15 protein-coding genes are annotated in these 15,723 nt (G+C 63.0%); 7 read left to right on the forward strand and 8 right to left on the reverse strand.

Annotated elements, in window-relative coordinates; all coding sequences use genetic code 11:
* Positions 1-12: 12 nt before the first annotated feature.
* Together ACS5RD_RS04650 and ACS5RD_RS04655 are read left to right on the forward strand one after the other, a co-directional pair.
* Positions 13-729 carry an SDR family oxidoreductase gene (locus ACS5RD_RS04650; protein WP_489930205.1) on the forward strand — a complete coding sequence of 239 codons (717 nt, stop codon included), beginning with the start codon at positions 13-15 and terminating at the stop codon, positions 727-729.
* A gap of 1 nt (position 730) precedes the next feature.
* Entirely contained in the window at positions 731-1,480 is a 750-nt protein-coding gene (locus ACS5RD_RS04655) for an SDR family NAD(P)-dependent oxidoreductase (protein ID WP_489930206.1), read from the forward strand.
* 4 nt (positions 1,481-1,484) lie between these two features.
* Here ACS5RD_RS04655 and ACS5RD_RS04660 read toward each other — a convergent pair whose 3' ends face one another.
* From ACS5RD_RS04660 to ACS5RD_RS04685, 6 genes are read right to left on the reverse strand one after another with little or no spacing between them, the layout of a single operon-like run.
* Positions 1,485-2,243, reverse strand: a complete 759-nt coding sequence (locus tag ACS5RD_RS04660) for a pyrroline-5-carboxylate reductase (RefSeq protein WP_489930207.1) — start codon at positions 2,241-2,243, stop codon at positions 1,485-1,487.
* A gap of 22 nt (positions 2,244-2,265) precedes the next feature.
* Complete coding sequence (locus ACS5RD_RS04665; RefSeq protein ID WP_489930208.1) at positions 2,266-3,018, reverse strand: SDR family NAD(P)-dependent oxidoreductase; 753 nt, start codon at positions 3,016-3,018, stop codon at positions 2,266-2,268.
* Between the two features lie 9 nt (positions 3,019-3,027).
* Complete coding sequence (locus tag ACS5RD_RS04670) at positions 3,028-3,780, reverse strand: SDR family NAD(P)-dependent oxidoreductase (RefSeq protein WP_489930209.1); 753 nt, start codon at positions 3,778-3,780, stop codon at positions 3,028-3,030.
* Positions 3,777-4,808 carry a proline racemase family protein gene (locus ACS5RD_RS04675; RefSeq protein ID WP_489930210.1) on the reverse strand — a complete coding sequence of 344 codons (1,032 nt, stop codon included), beginning with the start codon at positions 4,806-4,808 and terminating at the stop codon, positions 3,777-3,779. Before ACS5RD_RS04675 ends, ACS5RD_RS04670 begins: the two co-directional genes overlap by 4 nt.
* A gap of 10 nt (positions 4,809-4,818) precedes the next feature.
* Positions 4,819-6,051 (reverse strand): NAD(P)/FAD-dependent oxidoreductase, encoded by a 1,233-nt coding sequence (locus tag ACS5RD_RS04680; protein WP_489930211.1) that lies wholly within the window; start codon positions 6,049-6,051, stop codon positions 4,819-4,821.
* Between the two features lie 3 nt (positions 6,052-6,054).
* A complete protein-coding gene (locus ACS5RD_RS04685; RefSeq protein ID WP_489930212.1) occupies positions 6,055-6,939 on the reverse strand; it encodes a dihydrodipicolinate synthase family protein in 885 nt (294 codons plus the stop codon).
* A 156-nt stretch (positions 6,940-7,095) separates the two neighbouring features.
* Here ACS5RD_RS04685 and ACS5RD_RS04690 point away from each other — a divergent pair, with 156 nt between their 5' ends.
* Positions 7,096-7,809: a GntR family transcriptional regulator gene (locus ACS5RD_RS04690; RefSeq protein ID WP_489930213.1), complete on the forward strand. Its 714-nt coding sequence runs from the start codon at positions 7,096-7,098 to the stop codon at positions 7,807-7,809.
* 65 nt (positions 7,810-7,874) lie between these two features.
* Entirely contained in the window at positions 7,875-8,867 is a 993-nt protein-coding gene (locus ACS5RD_RS04695) for an MDR family oxidoreductase (RefSeq protein ID WP_489930214.1), read from the forward strand.
* Between the two features lie 111 nt (positions 8,868-8,978).
* Here the strand turns inward: ACS5RD_RS04695 and hutC are convergent, their stop codons facing one another.
* On the reverse strand, positions 8,979-9,704 hold the full coding sequence (gene hutC / locus ACS5RD_RS04700) for a histidine utilization transcriptional repressor HutC (RefSeq protein ID WP_489930215.1): 726 nt from the start codon (positions 9,702-9,704) through the stop codon (positions 8,979-8,981).
* An 18-nt stretch (positions 9,705-9,722) separates the two neighbouring features.
* Positions 9,723-11,081 carry a formimidoylglutamate deiminase gene (locus ACS5RD_RS04705; protein ID WP_489930216.1) on the reverse strand — a complete coding sequence of 453 codons (1,359 nt, stop codon included), beginning with the start codon at positions 11,079-11,081 and terminating at the stop codon, positions 9,723-9,725.
* A 125-nt stretch (positions 11,082-11,206) separates the two neighbouring features.
* Here ACS5RD_RS04705 and hutI point away from each other — a divergent pair, with 125 nt between their 5' ends.
* Genes hutI through hutU form a run of 3 tightly spaced genes read left to right on the forward strand, consistent with a single transcriptional unit; the run spans position 11,207 to position 15,613 of the window.
* Complete coding sequence (gene hutI, locus ACS5RD_RS04710) at positions 11,207-12,373, forward strand: imidazolonepropionase (RefSeq protein WP_489931333.1); 1,167 nt, start codon at positions 11,207-11,209, stop codon at positions 12,371-12,373.
* Positions 12,370-13,902: a histidine ammonia-lyase gene (gene hutH / locus ACS5RD_RS04715; RefSeq protein ID WP_489930217.1), complete on the forward strand. Its 1,533-nt coding sequence runs from the start codon at positions 12,370-12,372 to the stop codon at positions 13,900-13,902. Before hutI ends, hutH begins: the two co-directional genes overlap by 4 nt.
* Before the next feature lie 13 nt (positions 13,903-13,915).
* Positions 13,916-15,613, forward strand: coding sequence for a urocanate hydratase (gene hutU / locus ACS5RD_RS04720; protein ID WP_489930218.1), 1,698 nt, complete (start codon positions 13,916-13,918; stop codon positions 15,611-15,613).
* The last annotated feature ends 110 nt before the right edge of the window (positions 15,614-15,723 follow it).

The following is a 15,723-nucleotide window of genomic DNA, read 5'->3' on the forward strand; positions in this document are numbered from 1 at the left end:
GCAGGAGGCGGCATGGCGCAGGCATTGGTGACAGGGGCGACCAGCGGCATTGGCCGCGCGATTGCTATCGCCCTACATAACGCAGGCCATCAAGTGATGGCTTTGGGCCGCAACGCCCACGCGCTGGCCGATCTGTCAGCACTTGGCCTGCAAACCCGGCAGATTGATCTCACCGATCCGTCAGGCTTGGTTGATCTGGCCGACCTCGCCCCGGATATTCTGGTGAACAACGCTGGCATGATGCCGCCCTTGGGCAATTTCTGCGATGCCGACCCCGCCGATATTGACCACGCCATCAATACCAACCTGCGCGCCGTTCTGTCGCTGACCCGCGCCATAGCCCCCGGAATGCGCACCCGCGCCCACGGCCATATCTTCTTCACTGGATCCACGGCAGGCCACGCCCCCTTTGCCAATCTCGCGGTCTATTGCGCCACCAAAGCGGCCATCGGCGGCTTCGCCCAAGCCCTGCGCCTAGACATGGCCCCGCACGGCGTTCGGGTAACCGAGATCGTCGCGGGGCGGGTAGAGACCGGGCTCTACAACGCCCTGCTGCCCGCCGAGGCCCGCGCCGCGATGTATGCGGACAACGCAGCTGTGCAGCCCGAAGACGTTGCCGCAATGCTGCTCGCCGTGCTGGCCCTGCCGCAATCCGTCGACGTGGCGCGGTTCGATATTCTTCCCACCTATCAGGGGGTCGCCACAGGCACCTCGAAGAAAGAGGCTTAAGATGAAGGGTTTATCCGTTGTGATCATCGGTGGCGGCGCGGGTCTGGGCGCGTTGCTGGCCGAAATGGCGGTGGCGGAAGGGGCTTCCGCCTTGGGTATCATTGATCTGAACGCCGAAGCCGCCGAGGCTGCCTTGGCCCCCGCCCGCGACGCAGGCTTGCCGCACGCCTTTGCCGCCTGCGACATTCGCACCGCCGAGGCCGCCCATGCCGCCTTTGCCTCGGTTGCGCAGGCTTTGGGCCGCGTCGACACCCTGATCAATTCCGCCGCAATCTATCCGCGCAAACCGATTCTTGAGATTTCCGACGCTGATTGGGATGCCTCCAACGCCATCAACGTCAAAGGCACCTATCACATGATGGTCGTCGCCATCCGCCAGATGAAGCGCCAAGACCCTATCGGCCATATCCGCGGCCGCATCGTCAACATCACCTCGGTCGATGCCTTCAAGGCGCATCCGCAGAACGCGCATTACGCCGCGACCAAAGCGGCGGTGGTGTCTTTGACCAAAAGCATGGCGCAAGAGGTCGCGCCCGATGGCATCCTTGTGAACTCGGTCGCCCCCGCTGGCATGGCGACGAACCGCGCGCGGGAGTTGGGTTTCCTCGGTGAACTGGCCAAAGCCAGCCCGCTGGGGCGCGGCGGAGAGCCGAAGGAAATGGCCGAATGGGTGCTGATGGCAGGCGGGCCGCGCAACACCTATATGACCGGAGAGAACATCATCGTCTCCGGTGGCTATATCTACGCCTGAGGCCCTAGCCCTGCACCCGTTTGAAGGCCGCCGTCAAAGCGGCCTCCATCGCCGCCCCGCCGCCACCTTGCACGAAGCGTTGAAAAATCATTTCATTCAAGCCGCCCTTGGTCGAATGATCCTCCCGCAACTGTTCAAACGAGGCCGGGCCTGCGCGCAAAACATCGCCCAAACTGCCAAACAGCCCGCGCAGATAGGCGACGGCATCGGGGCGCGGATGGCCCTGCGCCACCATCCAATCCGCCGCGGTTTCCAGCAGGCCGAAATAGCTGGCCATCAGCGCACTTGCAGCGCCATAGGCATCGTAGGCGACCAGATCGGTGACGGGCAAAGCGGTGCCCAAGGCGGCGAAAATCTGCATCGCATGGCGCTGCGGCGGGAACACCGGAGTCACCCCTTCATGCCGCTCGACAAACGGCAGCGGGATGGCGCGGGCGATATCCTTAGCCCCCGTCCATTCGGCGATCTTGCCGATATGCAACCCCGCGATCAGACTGATCACCGGGCGATCTGCCGGGAAAACCAAAGCCCCAAACACCGCCTCCGCCACCTGCGGACGCACCGCGAGGATCACCAGATCACACTGATCAATGACGGCCTGATTGCTCGCAGCCACCGTTACACCCGGCAACAAAGCCAGTTCCGCCGCCACCGCCTCATTGCGCGGAGACAGCACAATCGGCCATTCCGCCAGCGCCGAGGCCTTCAGCCCCCGCACCATATGTGCCGTGATCGTGCCGGTGCCGATAAACCCTAACCGCATCATTCCCCCATGAGCCCCAATCTTACGCGACCGCCTGCGCCCCGGTGATTTCCACCAAAGACCCGCACATGAACGCCGCCTCATCCGAGGCCAGAAACGCCACCAAGGCCGCAACCTCCTCAGGCCGACCTATCCGGCCATAAGGCACCATACGATCTAGATCGGCGATCGTGCGACCGGATCGTTTCACCCCGGCCTCCAGCATCGGCGTGTGGATTTCGCCGGGGCAGACCGCATTGACGCGTACTTTCTGCGCAGCATAATCGCGGGCAAGGTTCTGGGTGAAACTCGCCACCGCCGCTTTGGTGACGTTATAGGCGATGTGGTTCGGCGCGGGGTGCAAACCCCATTGTGAAGCAGTGTTCACAATCGCCCCACCCCCCGCCGCGATCATATGCGGCAAGGCGGCTTGGCACAGGTGAAACATTGCGTCTATGTTGATGGCGAAAGAGATATTCCAGTCATCAGCCGTCAGCGAAAGCAGGTTTCCACGCCGATTAACCCCGGCATTGTTGCACAAAACATCAATCCGCCCTTCCACCGCTATCACATCGGCGATCACCGCGCGGCAACCCTCCGCCGCGCCAATATCCGCCGCAAAACTGCGCGCCCGACCACCCGAGGCCCGCAAACCCGCAGCCGTCGTCTCGGCACCGTCACCGTTCACATCCGTCACGACAACCAGAGCCCCTTCACTGGCAAAGCGCGCGCAAATTGCACCGCCAATGCCGCCAGCCGCCCCGGTCACCACCACCACTTTATCCTGAAACCGCATCCCGTCCCCCTAGCGCAAATAACTGCCGCCGTTTACATCCAGCACCGCCCCGTTCAACGACGCCTGACTTGGCCGCAAAGCAAAAGCCACCAACTCGCCGATTTCAGCCGCCGCGGCCATCGCGCCAATCGGGATGCCCGCCAGTGCCGCAGCCTCACCATGCTGGGCAATAAACGCCTCGGCCATCTCGGTACGCACCCAACCCGGCGCAATCGCCACTGCCGTGATCCCCTCGCCCCCATGACTTTGCGCCACCGATTTCGTCAGGTTGATCAACGCGGCCTTGCTGGCCCCATAAGCCATCGCGTTTGAGGCATATCCCCGCTGCCCGGCCCGGCTGGCCATATTCACAATCCGCCCGCCGCCCTGCGCCCGAAAGTGCAGGATCGCCGCTTTCGTCAGATCGACCGCAGCAAGGAAATTCACCCGAAACTCCCGCTCCCACACCGCCTGCCACTGATCCAGCGGTGCATCGACGGCCACCTCAGATCGGATGCCAGCATTGTTCACCAAGCCATGCAAGCGCCCCGCCAAAGCCTCGGCCTGCCGCCAAAGCTTCGTCGCCCCCTCAGCCGTCGCCAAATCCGCCCCAACGCACCAACCCGCCCCGCCGATCTGCGCCAGCAAAGCCTCGGCTGCCGCCCGATTGCGCCCGTAGTGGATCACCACCCGCGCGCCCTCGGCAGCCAGAGCGACGCAAATCGTCTGCCCAATCGCCCCGGTTGCTCCGGTGACCAGAACCGCGCGACCTGCCAAACTCATAGCTCGCCCACCTGCGAGCCCCAAGTGTCCGACAGCGCAAAGCCGCGCGCAAAAGGATCATCCGGGCTGATCCGCAACTGTTCGCGCCCGTAAACCCAGCCCTGCCCGGTGATGCGTGGCAGCACGGCGCGACGGTTGCCGACCACCGCCTCACCAATCGCTTCCGCCGTGAACGTCCCGCCGATGATCGAGCGCGACACACGGGCATCGCCCACCGCCACCTCCCCCCGCGCAAACATCACCGCGAGATTGGCCGAAGATCCGGTGCCACAAGGCGAGCGATCCACCCGCCCCGGCTTCAAAGTGGTACAGGTGCGGATGCTGCCATCGGCCTCACGACTGCGAAACATCACATAGGCCACATCATCCAAACCCGGAATATCGGGATGGCTGACCTCAATCTGCCCCTGCAAATCCGCCTTGATCGCAATCCCCGCCTCGGCCAAAGCCCGCGCGTTTTCGGGCACAATCGACAGCCCGATCTGATCGACATCGACCAACGCATAGAACACCCCACCAAAGGCAATATCGGCGCGGATCACGCCAAAATCAACGGTCTTAACCTCAGCATCCAAAGCCAGCACAAAGGCCGGAACGTTGTCCAAACTGACCGACAGACAGCGCCGGTTCTCACACCGCGCTCGCGCCACAATCAGCCCCGCCGCCGTGTCCAACCGCACCACGGTTTCAGGCTCCACCATCGCCACCCGCCCGCTTTCCAGCAAAGCCGTCACCACGCAGATGCAGTTCGAGCCTGACATCGGATGTGCGCGGTCCGGTTGCAGCACGATGAACGCCGCATCGGCATCCGGGCGGGTCGGCGGCAGCAGCAGATTGGTGCTCATCGCGACACCCGCACGCGGCTCAAAGGTGACAAAGCGGCGCAGGCTGTCATCTACCATGTTGATATGGTTCATCTTATCAAGAATCGTCGCCCCCGGAATCTCCGGCGCGCCACCAATAATCACCTTGCCGATTTCGCCCTGTGCATGGACCAGCAGCAGATCAAGCGTGTTTTCAAACTGCATGTTCAGCCTTTCAAAAGCGGTTAACGCGGTAGGGATGCAGGTCAATCTCCGCCCGCCCCCCAGTGATCAGATCGCCCATCACCTTTGCAGTGGTCGCGGCATAAGTTAGCCCCAGATGGCCGTGCCCAGTGGCGTAAAACACCCCCCGCGTCTTGGCTGAGGCCGACAGGATCGGCACCGTATCGGGCAGGGCAGGGCGGTGGCCCATCCATTCGGTGAAATCGTCACACCGCAGCCCTGGCAGCGCGGTTTGCGCCCGGCGCACCGTCACTTTCGCGCGGCGATAATCCGGCGGCGCATCCAAGCCCGCCATTTCCACCGTGCCGCCCACCCGAATACCGCCCGCAGTCGGCGTCACCATAAACGCCCGCGCGGGCCAGATGATCGAGTGTTGCATCTCGATGCCCGGAGCCATGATTTGCGTGTGATAGCCGCGTTCGGTTTCCAGCGGAATAGCCTCGCCCAGCAGCTTCGACAGCCTGCCCGAGAACGCCCCCGCGCAGATCACCACCTCATCCACCGCAATCTCGCGGCCACCCGCCAGCTTGACCGCCGTGATCTGGTCGCCGCGCGCAAACCCCACCGCCGTGCCCTGCTCGATCCGCCCGCCCAAAGCGCGGAAGCGTTCGGCCAAGGCCCGCACCAGCCTATACGGGTCCTTCATCGAGCGATTGTCTGGAAACCGCACCGCCATGCCGATCTTATCCGACAGCGCTGGCTCCAACGCGCGCAGGGCGGCCCCGCCGATCACCTCATGCGCAAAGCCAAACCGCTCCAGAATTTCGATATGTTCGCGATCCGCCCGAAACTCTGCCTCATCGGTATACAGCGACAAACACCCCGATTCCGAAATCTGGTCCTCAAGCCCCGTCTCGCGCAGCAACGCCAGCGTATCTGCCAGCGCTCGCCCGCATAAAGCCGCCCCCTGTGCCTCTAACGCCCGCAACTTGCTCGGCCGCGAGGCCGCAATAAACCGCAAAAACCACGGCACCAAACGCGGCATATAGCCGGGCCGCACCCGCACTGGGCCTTCCTGGTCCAGCATCCAGCCCGGAATTTGCCGCCAGATCGAGGGGCGCGAGGCGGGCATAAACTCGGTCACCGCAATCGAGGCCATATTGCCAAACGACGCCCCCCGCCCTGGCGCGTCGCGGTCCAGCAAAACCACCTGCCGTCCGCGCTTTTGCAGATCATGCGCAATCGCGGTGCCGATGATCCCTGCGCCAATGACAACCGTGACCATGGCTTATTTCCAGTTGATGATCGGCTGCATCGCCGCTGCGAAATTGGCCTTTTCCTCTGCCGTCAACGGCCCCAATGGCATCCGACACTCCCCCACCGGAACCCCCTGCAATTCGCAGCCATATTTCAGCTTCTGTACAAACTTGCCGGATTCCAGAATGTTCATCGCCGTATACAGCGTCGCCATCTGCGCCTTGGCCTTGATCAAATCACCCGAGCGATAGGTCCGGTCCAGATCACACACCGCCTGTGCCATGCAATTCGCAGGCCCGCAAATCCAACTGTCCGCGCCCCAGAACATGAAATCCAGCGCAATGTCATCCGACCCCGACACCAGCTGAATCCGCCCCGCATAACGCGTTGCAATTCCAATCGCGCGCTGCAAAGACCCCGAGCTTTCCTTGATCCCGATCACGCGCGGATGATCCGCCAGCGCATCCAAAACCTCCCAGCCCAGTTCCACCCCATCCTTGTCGGGGTAGGAATACAGCACGATATTCATATCCACCGCATCCAGCACCGCGTTGAAATGCTTGATCAACTCGGCCTGCGTCGGCTTGGTGTAAAATGGCGTCGCCAGCAAAACTGTGTCATAGCCCAATTCTTTGGCGCGCTTGGTATTGGCGATCACCCCCGCCGTATGCGGTGCATTGGTGCCTGCAATCAACGTCTCTTCTGGCCGCGCAAACGCCTTCACAAACGCCAAAACCTCCTCACGTTCCGCATCCGACATCAGGTTATACTCACCCGACGACCCGCACGGCACCCAGCCCGTCACGCCCGCCGCGCGCAACCCCTGGAGATGGGTTTTGAACGCCACAAAGTCGATCTGACCTGCCGCATCAAACGGCGTGACCAAGGCAGGCATGACGCCAGAGAGTTTCAGCATGAGACATCCTTTGCAAACGAATCGAGACCGCACAACCGGCGCGGCGTTGCCCCAATTCATGGCGACAGCGTGCCGACACGTCAAATCAAAAATAATCTGTGTCGACACGAAGCACCTGAAACGCTATCTCTCAACAAACCACCGGAGGCTGCCCCAATGGATGAAATCGAGATCAAACGCGCCAAGGGCACCGGCGCGAAATTCGCCTATGAGACGATCCGCGATGAAATCCTGTCGCTGGCGCTGCGGCCCGGCGCGCTGCTGGATGAAACCTCCTTGGCCGAGCGGTTCGCCATGTCGCGCTCGCCAGTGCGCGAAGCGCTGATCAAACTGGCGGGCGAAGATCTGGTGGTGATGCTTGCCAACCGCTCCACTATCGTCGCGCCGATTGATGTGACCAGCTTCCCGAAATACATCGAAGCGCTGGATATCGCGCAGCGGATGAACACCCGTTTGGCCGCCGAATTGCGCAGCGAATCCGATCTGAAAGCCATCGCCCAGCGTCAAAAGGAATTTGTCGCAGCGGTGAAGACCGGCGATCATCTCGCAATGTCTGAGGGCAATAAACTGTTCCACATGGCCGTGGCCGAGGCAGGCAAAAACCCCTATCTGACCGCCTTTTACGATCGCCTGCTCGACCAAGGCCGCCGCATGTTACATCTGCATTTTCAATACATTGAGCGCACTCATGACGGCTATCTGTTGACCGACGAGCATGTCGAAATGCTGGAAGCCATCCGCGCCCGTGACATCAACCGCGCCGATGCCTTGGCCGCAGCCCACACCCGGCAATATCGCGACAATTTCCTGACCTTCATGCAAGAGAACTACTCCGCCCCAATGCCGCTGGGTGCGCCCAACGCGGCTTGACGCCAGCGCCGTCCTGGTGTCGCATCCCGACCAAGGCCAGATCTGGCCGCAGGAAAGGACCGCAAATGACGTTCAAAGCGCTGGTTGTCGACAAAGACGCCGCAGGGGCCACCCATGCTGCCGTGAAACACCTGACTTTGGCCGATCTGCCGAGTGGTGAGGTTTTGGTGGCGGTCGAATACTCCACCGTGAACTACAAAGACGGTCTGTGCATGGGCTCAGGCGGCGGCATGGTGCGCGCTTACCCGCATGTGCCGGGGATTGATTTTGCAGGCACGGTCGAGGCCTCGGATGATCCGCGCTACAAACCCGGCGACAAAGTGGTTCTGACCGGCTGGCGGGTGGGCGAGACTTATTGGGGCGGCTACGCCCAGAAAGCCCGCGTCAAAGCCGATTGGCTGGTGCCCCTGCCGCAAGGCCTGACCAGCCGCGCCGCGATGGCGGTCGGCACGGCGGGGCTGACGGCAATGCTGGCAGTGATGGCTTTGGAAGCGCATGGTTTGGCTCCGGGGCAGGGGCCTGTGCTGGTGACCGGGGCGGCGGGCGGTGTCGGCTCTGTCGCCGTCACCATCCTTGCGCGTCTGGGGTATGAGGTGGCTGCCGTGACCGGGCGGCCTGAGACGGAAGGCTATCTGCGCGACTTGGGGGCCACTCAAATCATCGCGCGCGACCAGATCAATGAGACCGTGAAGCGCCCCTTGGAGTCCGAGCAATGGTCCGGCTGCATTGATGCCGTCGGTGGCGCAATGCTTGCCCGAGTCTTAGGTCAGCTGAACTACGGTGCTTCGGTTGCGGCGGTTGGTCTGGCCGGGGGCTCACAGCTCCCCGCCTCGGTGATCCCGTTCCTGCTGCGCGGCGTCAACCTGCTGGGCATTGATTCCGTGCTGCAACCCTACGCCAACCGCCAAGCCGCTTGGGCGCGGATTGCCACCGATCTGCCGCTGGACAAGCTCGAATCTATGGTGACGACGGCCTCACTCGCCGATCTGCCACGCTTGGGGGCCGAGATTTTGGCAGGCCAGATCAAAGGCCGTTGCGTGATCGACCTCAATGCCTGACGCTGGCGTTTGCCCGAAGGTAACGCCCAAGCGCGATTCTCGGGCTTTCCGCTCCCTGCAGTCGTTTTGCACGAAGACCGAGGGTCCCCGAGCGATGAGCATCGGCTGCCCTCAATACCGCGTCGTCATCCGATAGCCACGCCGATGCGCCAGCGTCACCAGCGTCACGGCAGCGTTTTGCCACCATGTCGCGCGCTCAACACAAAACACCGGATCGCCCAAGGCGTGATCCAGATGCGCCACCATCACAGCATCCGCAGCAGCAGCCAGAAAGCTGATCTCGACCTCGGAGAACGGCACGGTGGCGACCAGCCATTCGTTTGGCCCCACCTCCGAGAAATCCTGCTCCAAAGCCTGCGGCAAAGCGCTGGCGTTGATCCAGCGATCCTCCAGCTGAAACGCCACGCCATCGGCAAAGTGCAAACACAGCAGATGCACCACTCGCGCCCGCGCCTTCAGGCCCATCCGCACCCGCAGCCATTCGGGGGCCACCAAAACCTCGCGGCTGACCAAGGCATAGCGATAATCCGCCCCGGTTTTCTCAATCTCCGACCGCACCACAGGCATCTCAAACCGGGCTTGCCGGATCGGCGCCATCCGCACCCGCGTCCCGGCCTTACGCTTGCGGTCCAGAAAGCCCAGATCGGACACCTCGCGCAAAGCCCGGTTCATCGTGGTGCGTGAGACGCCGAATTCTTCCGCCAACTCCACCTCTCCGGGCAGCAAAGTGCCCGGCCCCCAAGGGCCTTCGGTGATCCGCGCCACGATCTCGGCCATGACCTCGCGGAAGGTCGTCGTCTCGGTCTTTGCAGTCTCGGTCCTTGCAGTATCTGGCATGGTGGCCTCCTCAGCGCCCTATAGCGCGTCCACCAGCCCCTGCACAGCCACACGCCAGCCCGCAATGATCTGATCGCGCTGGATATGCCGCCCGCCGCGCACCTGATGCCGCCCCGCCGACCACAGGTCAGTCACCACCGCATCGGATGCCGCAAACGCCAACCCATCCAAAATCTGCTCATCCCGCAAAGCACACAGCGAGGGGTGCGACAGATCAATCGCCACCACATCCGCCAGCATCCCCACCGCAATCGCCCCGGATTTGCGCCCCAAAGCCTGCGCGCCACCTTTAGCCGCACCCAGATAAATCGCCTGCCCAACCGAGCCTTCGCCCAAAACCATCACATTGCGCGCAATATCCCGCAGCCGCTGGCTATACTCCAACGTCCGCAATTCCTCTGTCAAAGAAATCCGCACATTGCTGTCCGAGCCAATCCCGAACGCCCCGCCCGCCGCCAACCATCCCGGCCCATTGAACGGCCCATCGCCCAGATTGGCTTCGGTGATCGGGCACAACCCAGCCACAGCCCCCGAACGCGCCAGCCCAACCGTCTCCGCCTCCGTCATATGCGTCGCATGAATGGCGCACCAATCGTCATTGATCGGCGTGTTCGCCAGCAACCATTCCACCGGACGCGCGCCCAGCCAAGCCGAGATATCCGCGACCTCTTTCGGTTGTTCCGCCACATGAATATGCACCGGATTGCCCGCCGCAATCGGCAAGGCCCGCAGCAAATCCCCCGGATTGGTCGCCCGCAACGAATGCGGCGCAATCCCCACCTTCGTATCGGCTGGCAAAGACCGCGCCGAAGCCCGCGCCGCCTCAACCAGCCGCGCAAACCGATCCACATCATTGCCAAACCGCAACTGCCCCGCGGCCAAAGGCTGCTCGCCCGCCCCGCCGTAGGTATACAGTACCGGCAGATGAGTCAGCCCGATCCCGGTCAGATCAGCCGCAGCAAAAATCCGCCCCGACAACTCGGCAATATCCGCATAGACCGCGCCACCCGGCTGATGATGCACATAATGGAACTCGCCGACTGAGGCATAGCCCGCCTCCTGCATCTCCATAAACACCAGCGCCGCAATGGCTTGCATCTGCTCCGGCGTCAGCCGATCCAGAAACCGATACATCAAATCGCGCCAGGTCCAGAAACTGTCGCGCCCAGCGATGCGATGCTCGGTCATCCCCGCCATCGCGCGCTGAAACGCATGGCTGTGCAGGTTGGCCAGCGCAGGCAGCAGCGCCGACACAAGCACATCCCCGGCCTGCGCCTGAGCCCCGACGGTGATGGCACTGATATGCCCCTCCGCCACAGTGATCCTGACATTCTCAGCCCAACCTTGGGGCAGCAAAGCGCGGGTAGCAAAAATCACAACAGCGACTCCTTATGTGTAGACATAATAAACATACTCGCATAAACAGCGACTCGGCAATAGCTTTTGCGAGGCATCCCGTGCATCCTTCCCCGATCACCCTTATTGGCCTGCAAGCCGCCACGATGCAGGGAAAATTAGACCCCTATGGCCTGATCCAAGACGCGGCTTTGGTGCTGTCCGAAGGCCGAATCGCATGGGTCGGCCCCCGCGCTGACCTTCCCGCCGCACACGCCCACCTGCCGCAGAAAGACATGGGCAACCGCCTGATCACCCCCGCTTTGATCGACTGTCACACCCACGTCGTCCACGGCGGCAACCGCGCCGTTGAATTTGAAATGCGGCTTCAGGGCGCAAGCTATGAAGAAGTCGCGCGGGCGGGCGGCGGCATCATCTCCACCGTCAAGGCCACCCGCACCGCGTCCCAAGACGATCTGGTGGCGCAAGCCCTGCCGTTCGTCGATGCCATGATCGCCGAAGGCGTTGCGGTGATCGAAATCAAATCCGGCTACGGTCTGAACCAAGAAACCGAACTCCGCATGCTCCGCGCCGCCCGTGAAATCGGCACCCTGCGCCAGATCACCGTCAAAACCAGCTTCCTCGCCGCCCACGCTATTCCCCCCGAATACAAAGACCGCGCCGACGCCTATATCGACGAAGTCGCCATCCCCGCCCTGCACGCCGCCCATGCCGAAGGCCTCGTCGATGCAGTAGACGGCTTCTGCGAAGGCATCGCCTTCTCCCCCGCCCAAATCGAGCGCCTGTTCACCGTGGCCCACGCCCTGAATATCCCCGTAAAACTCCACGCCGAGCAACTCTCCAACCTCGGCGGCGCAGCCCTCGCCGCTCGCTTCAACGCCATCTCAGCCGACCACTTGGAACATCTCGACGAAGCAGGCGTCATCGCCATGGCCGCCGCTGGCACCGTCGCCGTGATCCTGCCCGGGGCGTTCTACACCCTGCGCGAAACGCAAATGCCCCCCATCGCGCTGCTTAGAAAACACAACGTCCCGATGGCTGTCGCCACCGATATGAACCCCGGCTCATCGCCGATGTCGTCGCTCCTCCTCGCGATGAACATGGCCTGCACCCTGTTCCGCATGACCCCTGCCGAAGCGCTCGCCGGGGCCACCACCCACGCCGCCCGCGCCCTAAGCCTACCCACCCACGGCACCCTAGCCATCGGCCAAACCGCCGACCTCGCCATCTGGAACGCCCAACACCCCGCCGAACTCGCCTACCGCATCGGCTTCAACCCCCTTCATCAACGCATCATCGGAGGCGCGCTTTGACCGCACTCATCCTAACTCCCGGCCATACGACGCTTGAACAACTGGTCCGCATCTACCGCGAGGAACTGCCCGTCACCCTCGACCGCACCGCCAAACCCGGCATTGAACGCGCCGCCGCCGCGATCAAAGCCGCCGCAGCAGGCGACGCCCCGGTCTACGGCGTCAACACCGGTTTCGGCAAACTCGCCAGCATGCGCATCGCCCCCGCAGACACCGCCACCCTGCAACGCAACCTGATCCTGTCGCATTGCTGCGGCGTCGGCGAAGCGATCCCCCGCCGCCACGCCCGCCTGCTGATGGTGCTGAAACTGCTCAGCTTCGGTCGCGGCGCATCGGGCATCCGCTGGGAATTCGTCGAACTCCTCGAATCCATGCTGGCAAAAGGCGTCACCCCCCAGATCCCCGCCCAAGGTTCCGTAGGGGCCTCCGGCGACCTCGCCCCACTTGCCCATATGACCGCAGTCATAATCGGCGAAGGCGAAGCCGAATACCAAGGCCAGATCCTGCCGGGGGCAAAAGCCCTCGCCGCCGCTGGCCTGACCCCCCTGCAACTCGGCCCGAAAGAAGGCCTCGCCTTCATCAACGGCACGCAATTCTCCACCGCCTTCGCCCTCGCGGGCCTGTTCGACGGCTGGAACGCCGCCCAATCCGCGCTGGTGACTTCGGCCCTTTCGACCGACGCCATCATGGGCTCCACCGCCCCGCTGCAACCCGAAATCCACAGCTTGCGCGGTCACGCAGGCCAGATCGAAGCCGCCGCCTTCATGCGCGAATTGCTGGCCGGTTCCGAAATCCGCGAAAGCCACATCGAGGGCGATGCCCGCGTGCAAGACCCCTATTGCATCCGCTGCCAACCCCAAGTGACGGGTGCCGCGATGGACGTGCTGCGCCAAGCCGCGACAACACTGGAAATTGAGGCCAACGCCGCCACCGACAACCCTCTTGTGCTGACCGAGGCAGGCCTGATCGTCTCTGGCGGCAACTTCCACGCCGAACCGGTGGGCTTCGCCGCCGACATGATCGCCCTAGCCCTCGCAGAAATCGGAGCCATCGCCCAACGCCGCGTCGCCCTGATGGTTGATCCGGTGCTGTCGTTCAACCTGCCGCCCTTCCTCACCCCGCGCCCCGGCCTCAACTCGGGCCTGATGATCGCCGAAGTCACCACGGCCGCCCTCATGTCGGAAAACAAACACATCGCCATGCCCTGCGTGACCGACAGCACCCCCACCTCGGCCAACCAAGAAGACCACGTCAGTATGGCCGCCCACGGCGCTGTCCGCCTTGGCAAGATGGTGCAAAACCTTAACGTCATCCTCGGCGTCGAGGCGATCTGTGCCGCCCAAGGCGTCGATTTCCGCGCCCCGCTGCAAACCTCCACCCCGCTGCAAGCCGTCGTCGCCCGCCTGCGCACCGAAGTCGCCACCATGGGCGATGATCGCTACATGGCCCCCGACCTTGCCGCCGCCGCCAATCTGATCGCCAGCGGAGCCCTCACCGCCGCTTCCGCCCTCACCCTTCCCACCTTGTAACCCGAGGCCCCAAATGACCAAACCGCTCGACAACTCCCGTCACAATATGCGCGACATTTACCCCGCCACCGGCACCGAGATCACCGCAAAAAGCTGGCAGACCGAAGCCGCGATGCGGATGCTGATGAACAACCTGCATCCTGATGTGGCCGAAAACCCGCACGAACTGGTGGTCTACGGCGGCATTGGCCGCGCCACCCGCACCTGGGGCGATTTTGATCGCATCGTCGCCACCCTGAAAGACCTTGAAGACGACGAAACTTTGGTCGTGCAATCCGGTCGCCCCGTCGCCGTCGTCCGCACCCACAAAGACGCCCCGCGCGTGCTGATCGCCAACTCGAATCTGGTGCCGCATTGGGCGACGTGGGATCATTTCAACGCACTCGATAAAAAGGGCCTGATGATGTACGGCCAAATGACCGCGGGGTCGTGGATCTACATCGGCACCCAAGGCATCGTGCAGGGCACCTATGAGACGTTCGCCGAGGCTGGCCGCCAGCACTACAACGGCAGCCTGAAAGGCAAATGGATTTTGACGGGTGGTCTGGGTGGTATGGGCGGCGCACAGCCTCTGGCGGCTGTGATGGCCGGAGCCTGCTGTCTGGCGGTGGAGTGTGACGAAACCCGCATCGATTTCCGCCTGCGCACCCGCTACGTCGACGCCAAAGCGCATACGCTAGACGAAGCCTTGGCGATGATCGCCGAGTGGACCGCTGCCGGAGAAGCCAAATCGGTGGGCCTGCTGGGCAACGCCGCCGACATCTTCCCCGAACTGGTCCGCCGCATGAAGGCGGGCACCGCCCGCCCCGATATCGTCACCGACCAAACCTCGGCCCACGATCCCTTGCACGGCTATCTGCCGCAAGGCTGGAACGTCGCCGAATGGCGCGCAAAACAGGAAACTGACCCGCAAGCGGTGCAAAAAGCCGCCCGCGCCTCGATGCGCACCCATGTCGCGGCGATGGTTGATTTCTGGAATGCAGGCGTGCCAACCTTGGACTACGGCAACAACATCCGCCAAGTCGCCCTCGAAGAAGGCCTGGAAAACGCCTTCGCCTTCCCCGGTTTCGTCCCCGCCTACATCCGCCCGTTGTTCTGCAAAGGCATCGGCCCGTTCCGCTGGGTGGCCCTGTCCGGCGACCCGGAAGACATCTACAAAACCGACGCCGCGATGAAGAAACTGTTCCCGGAAAACAAGCACCTGCACAACTGGCTGGATATGGCAGCCGACCGCATTGCCTTCCAAGGCCTGCCTGCCCGCATCTGCTGGATCGGTCTGGGCGACCGTCACCGCGCCGGCCTGATGTTCAACGAGATGGTGAAGTCTGGCGAACTGAAAGCCCCCATCGTCATCGGCCGTGATCACCTCGACTCAGGCTCCGTCGCCTCGCCCAACCGCGAGACCGAAAGCATGATGGACGGCTCGGATGCAGTCTCCGACTGGCCGCTGCTGAACGCCCTCGTCAACACCGCCTCCGGGGCCACATGGGTTTCCCTGCATCACGGCGGCGGCGTCGGCATGGGCTTCTCGCAACACTCCGGCGTGGTGATCGTAGCTGATGGCACCGATGATGCCGCCAAACGCCTCGAACGTGTGCTATGGAACGACCCGGCTTCCGGCGTCTGGCGCCACGCCGATGCTGGCTACGAGACCGCTATCGACCACGCCAAGGCCCAAGGCCTGCGCCTGCCCACCATCTTGGGCAACTGACCCAACCCCTTTGCAGGACTGGACGCTCCACCCGCCGGTCCTGCAAAGACCCTGCAAATTTGACTAAAATTATCATCCTCTGCGCTCAAATATCCCACGGGGGAAGCGGG

Source organism: Cypionkella sp. PAMC25878 (genome assembly GCF_058135695.1).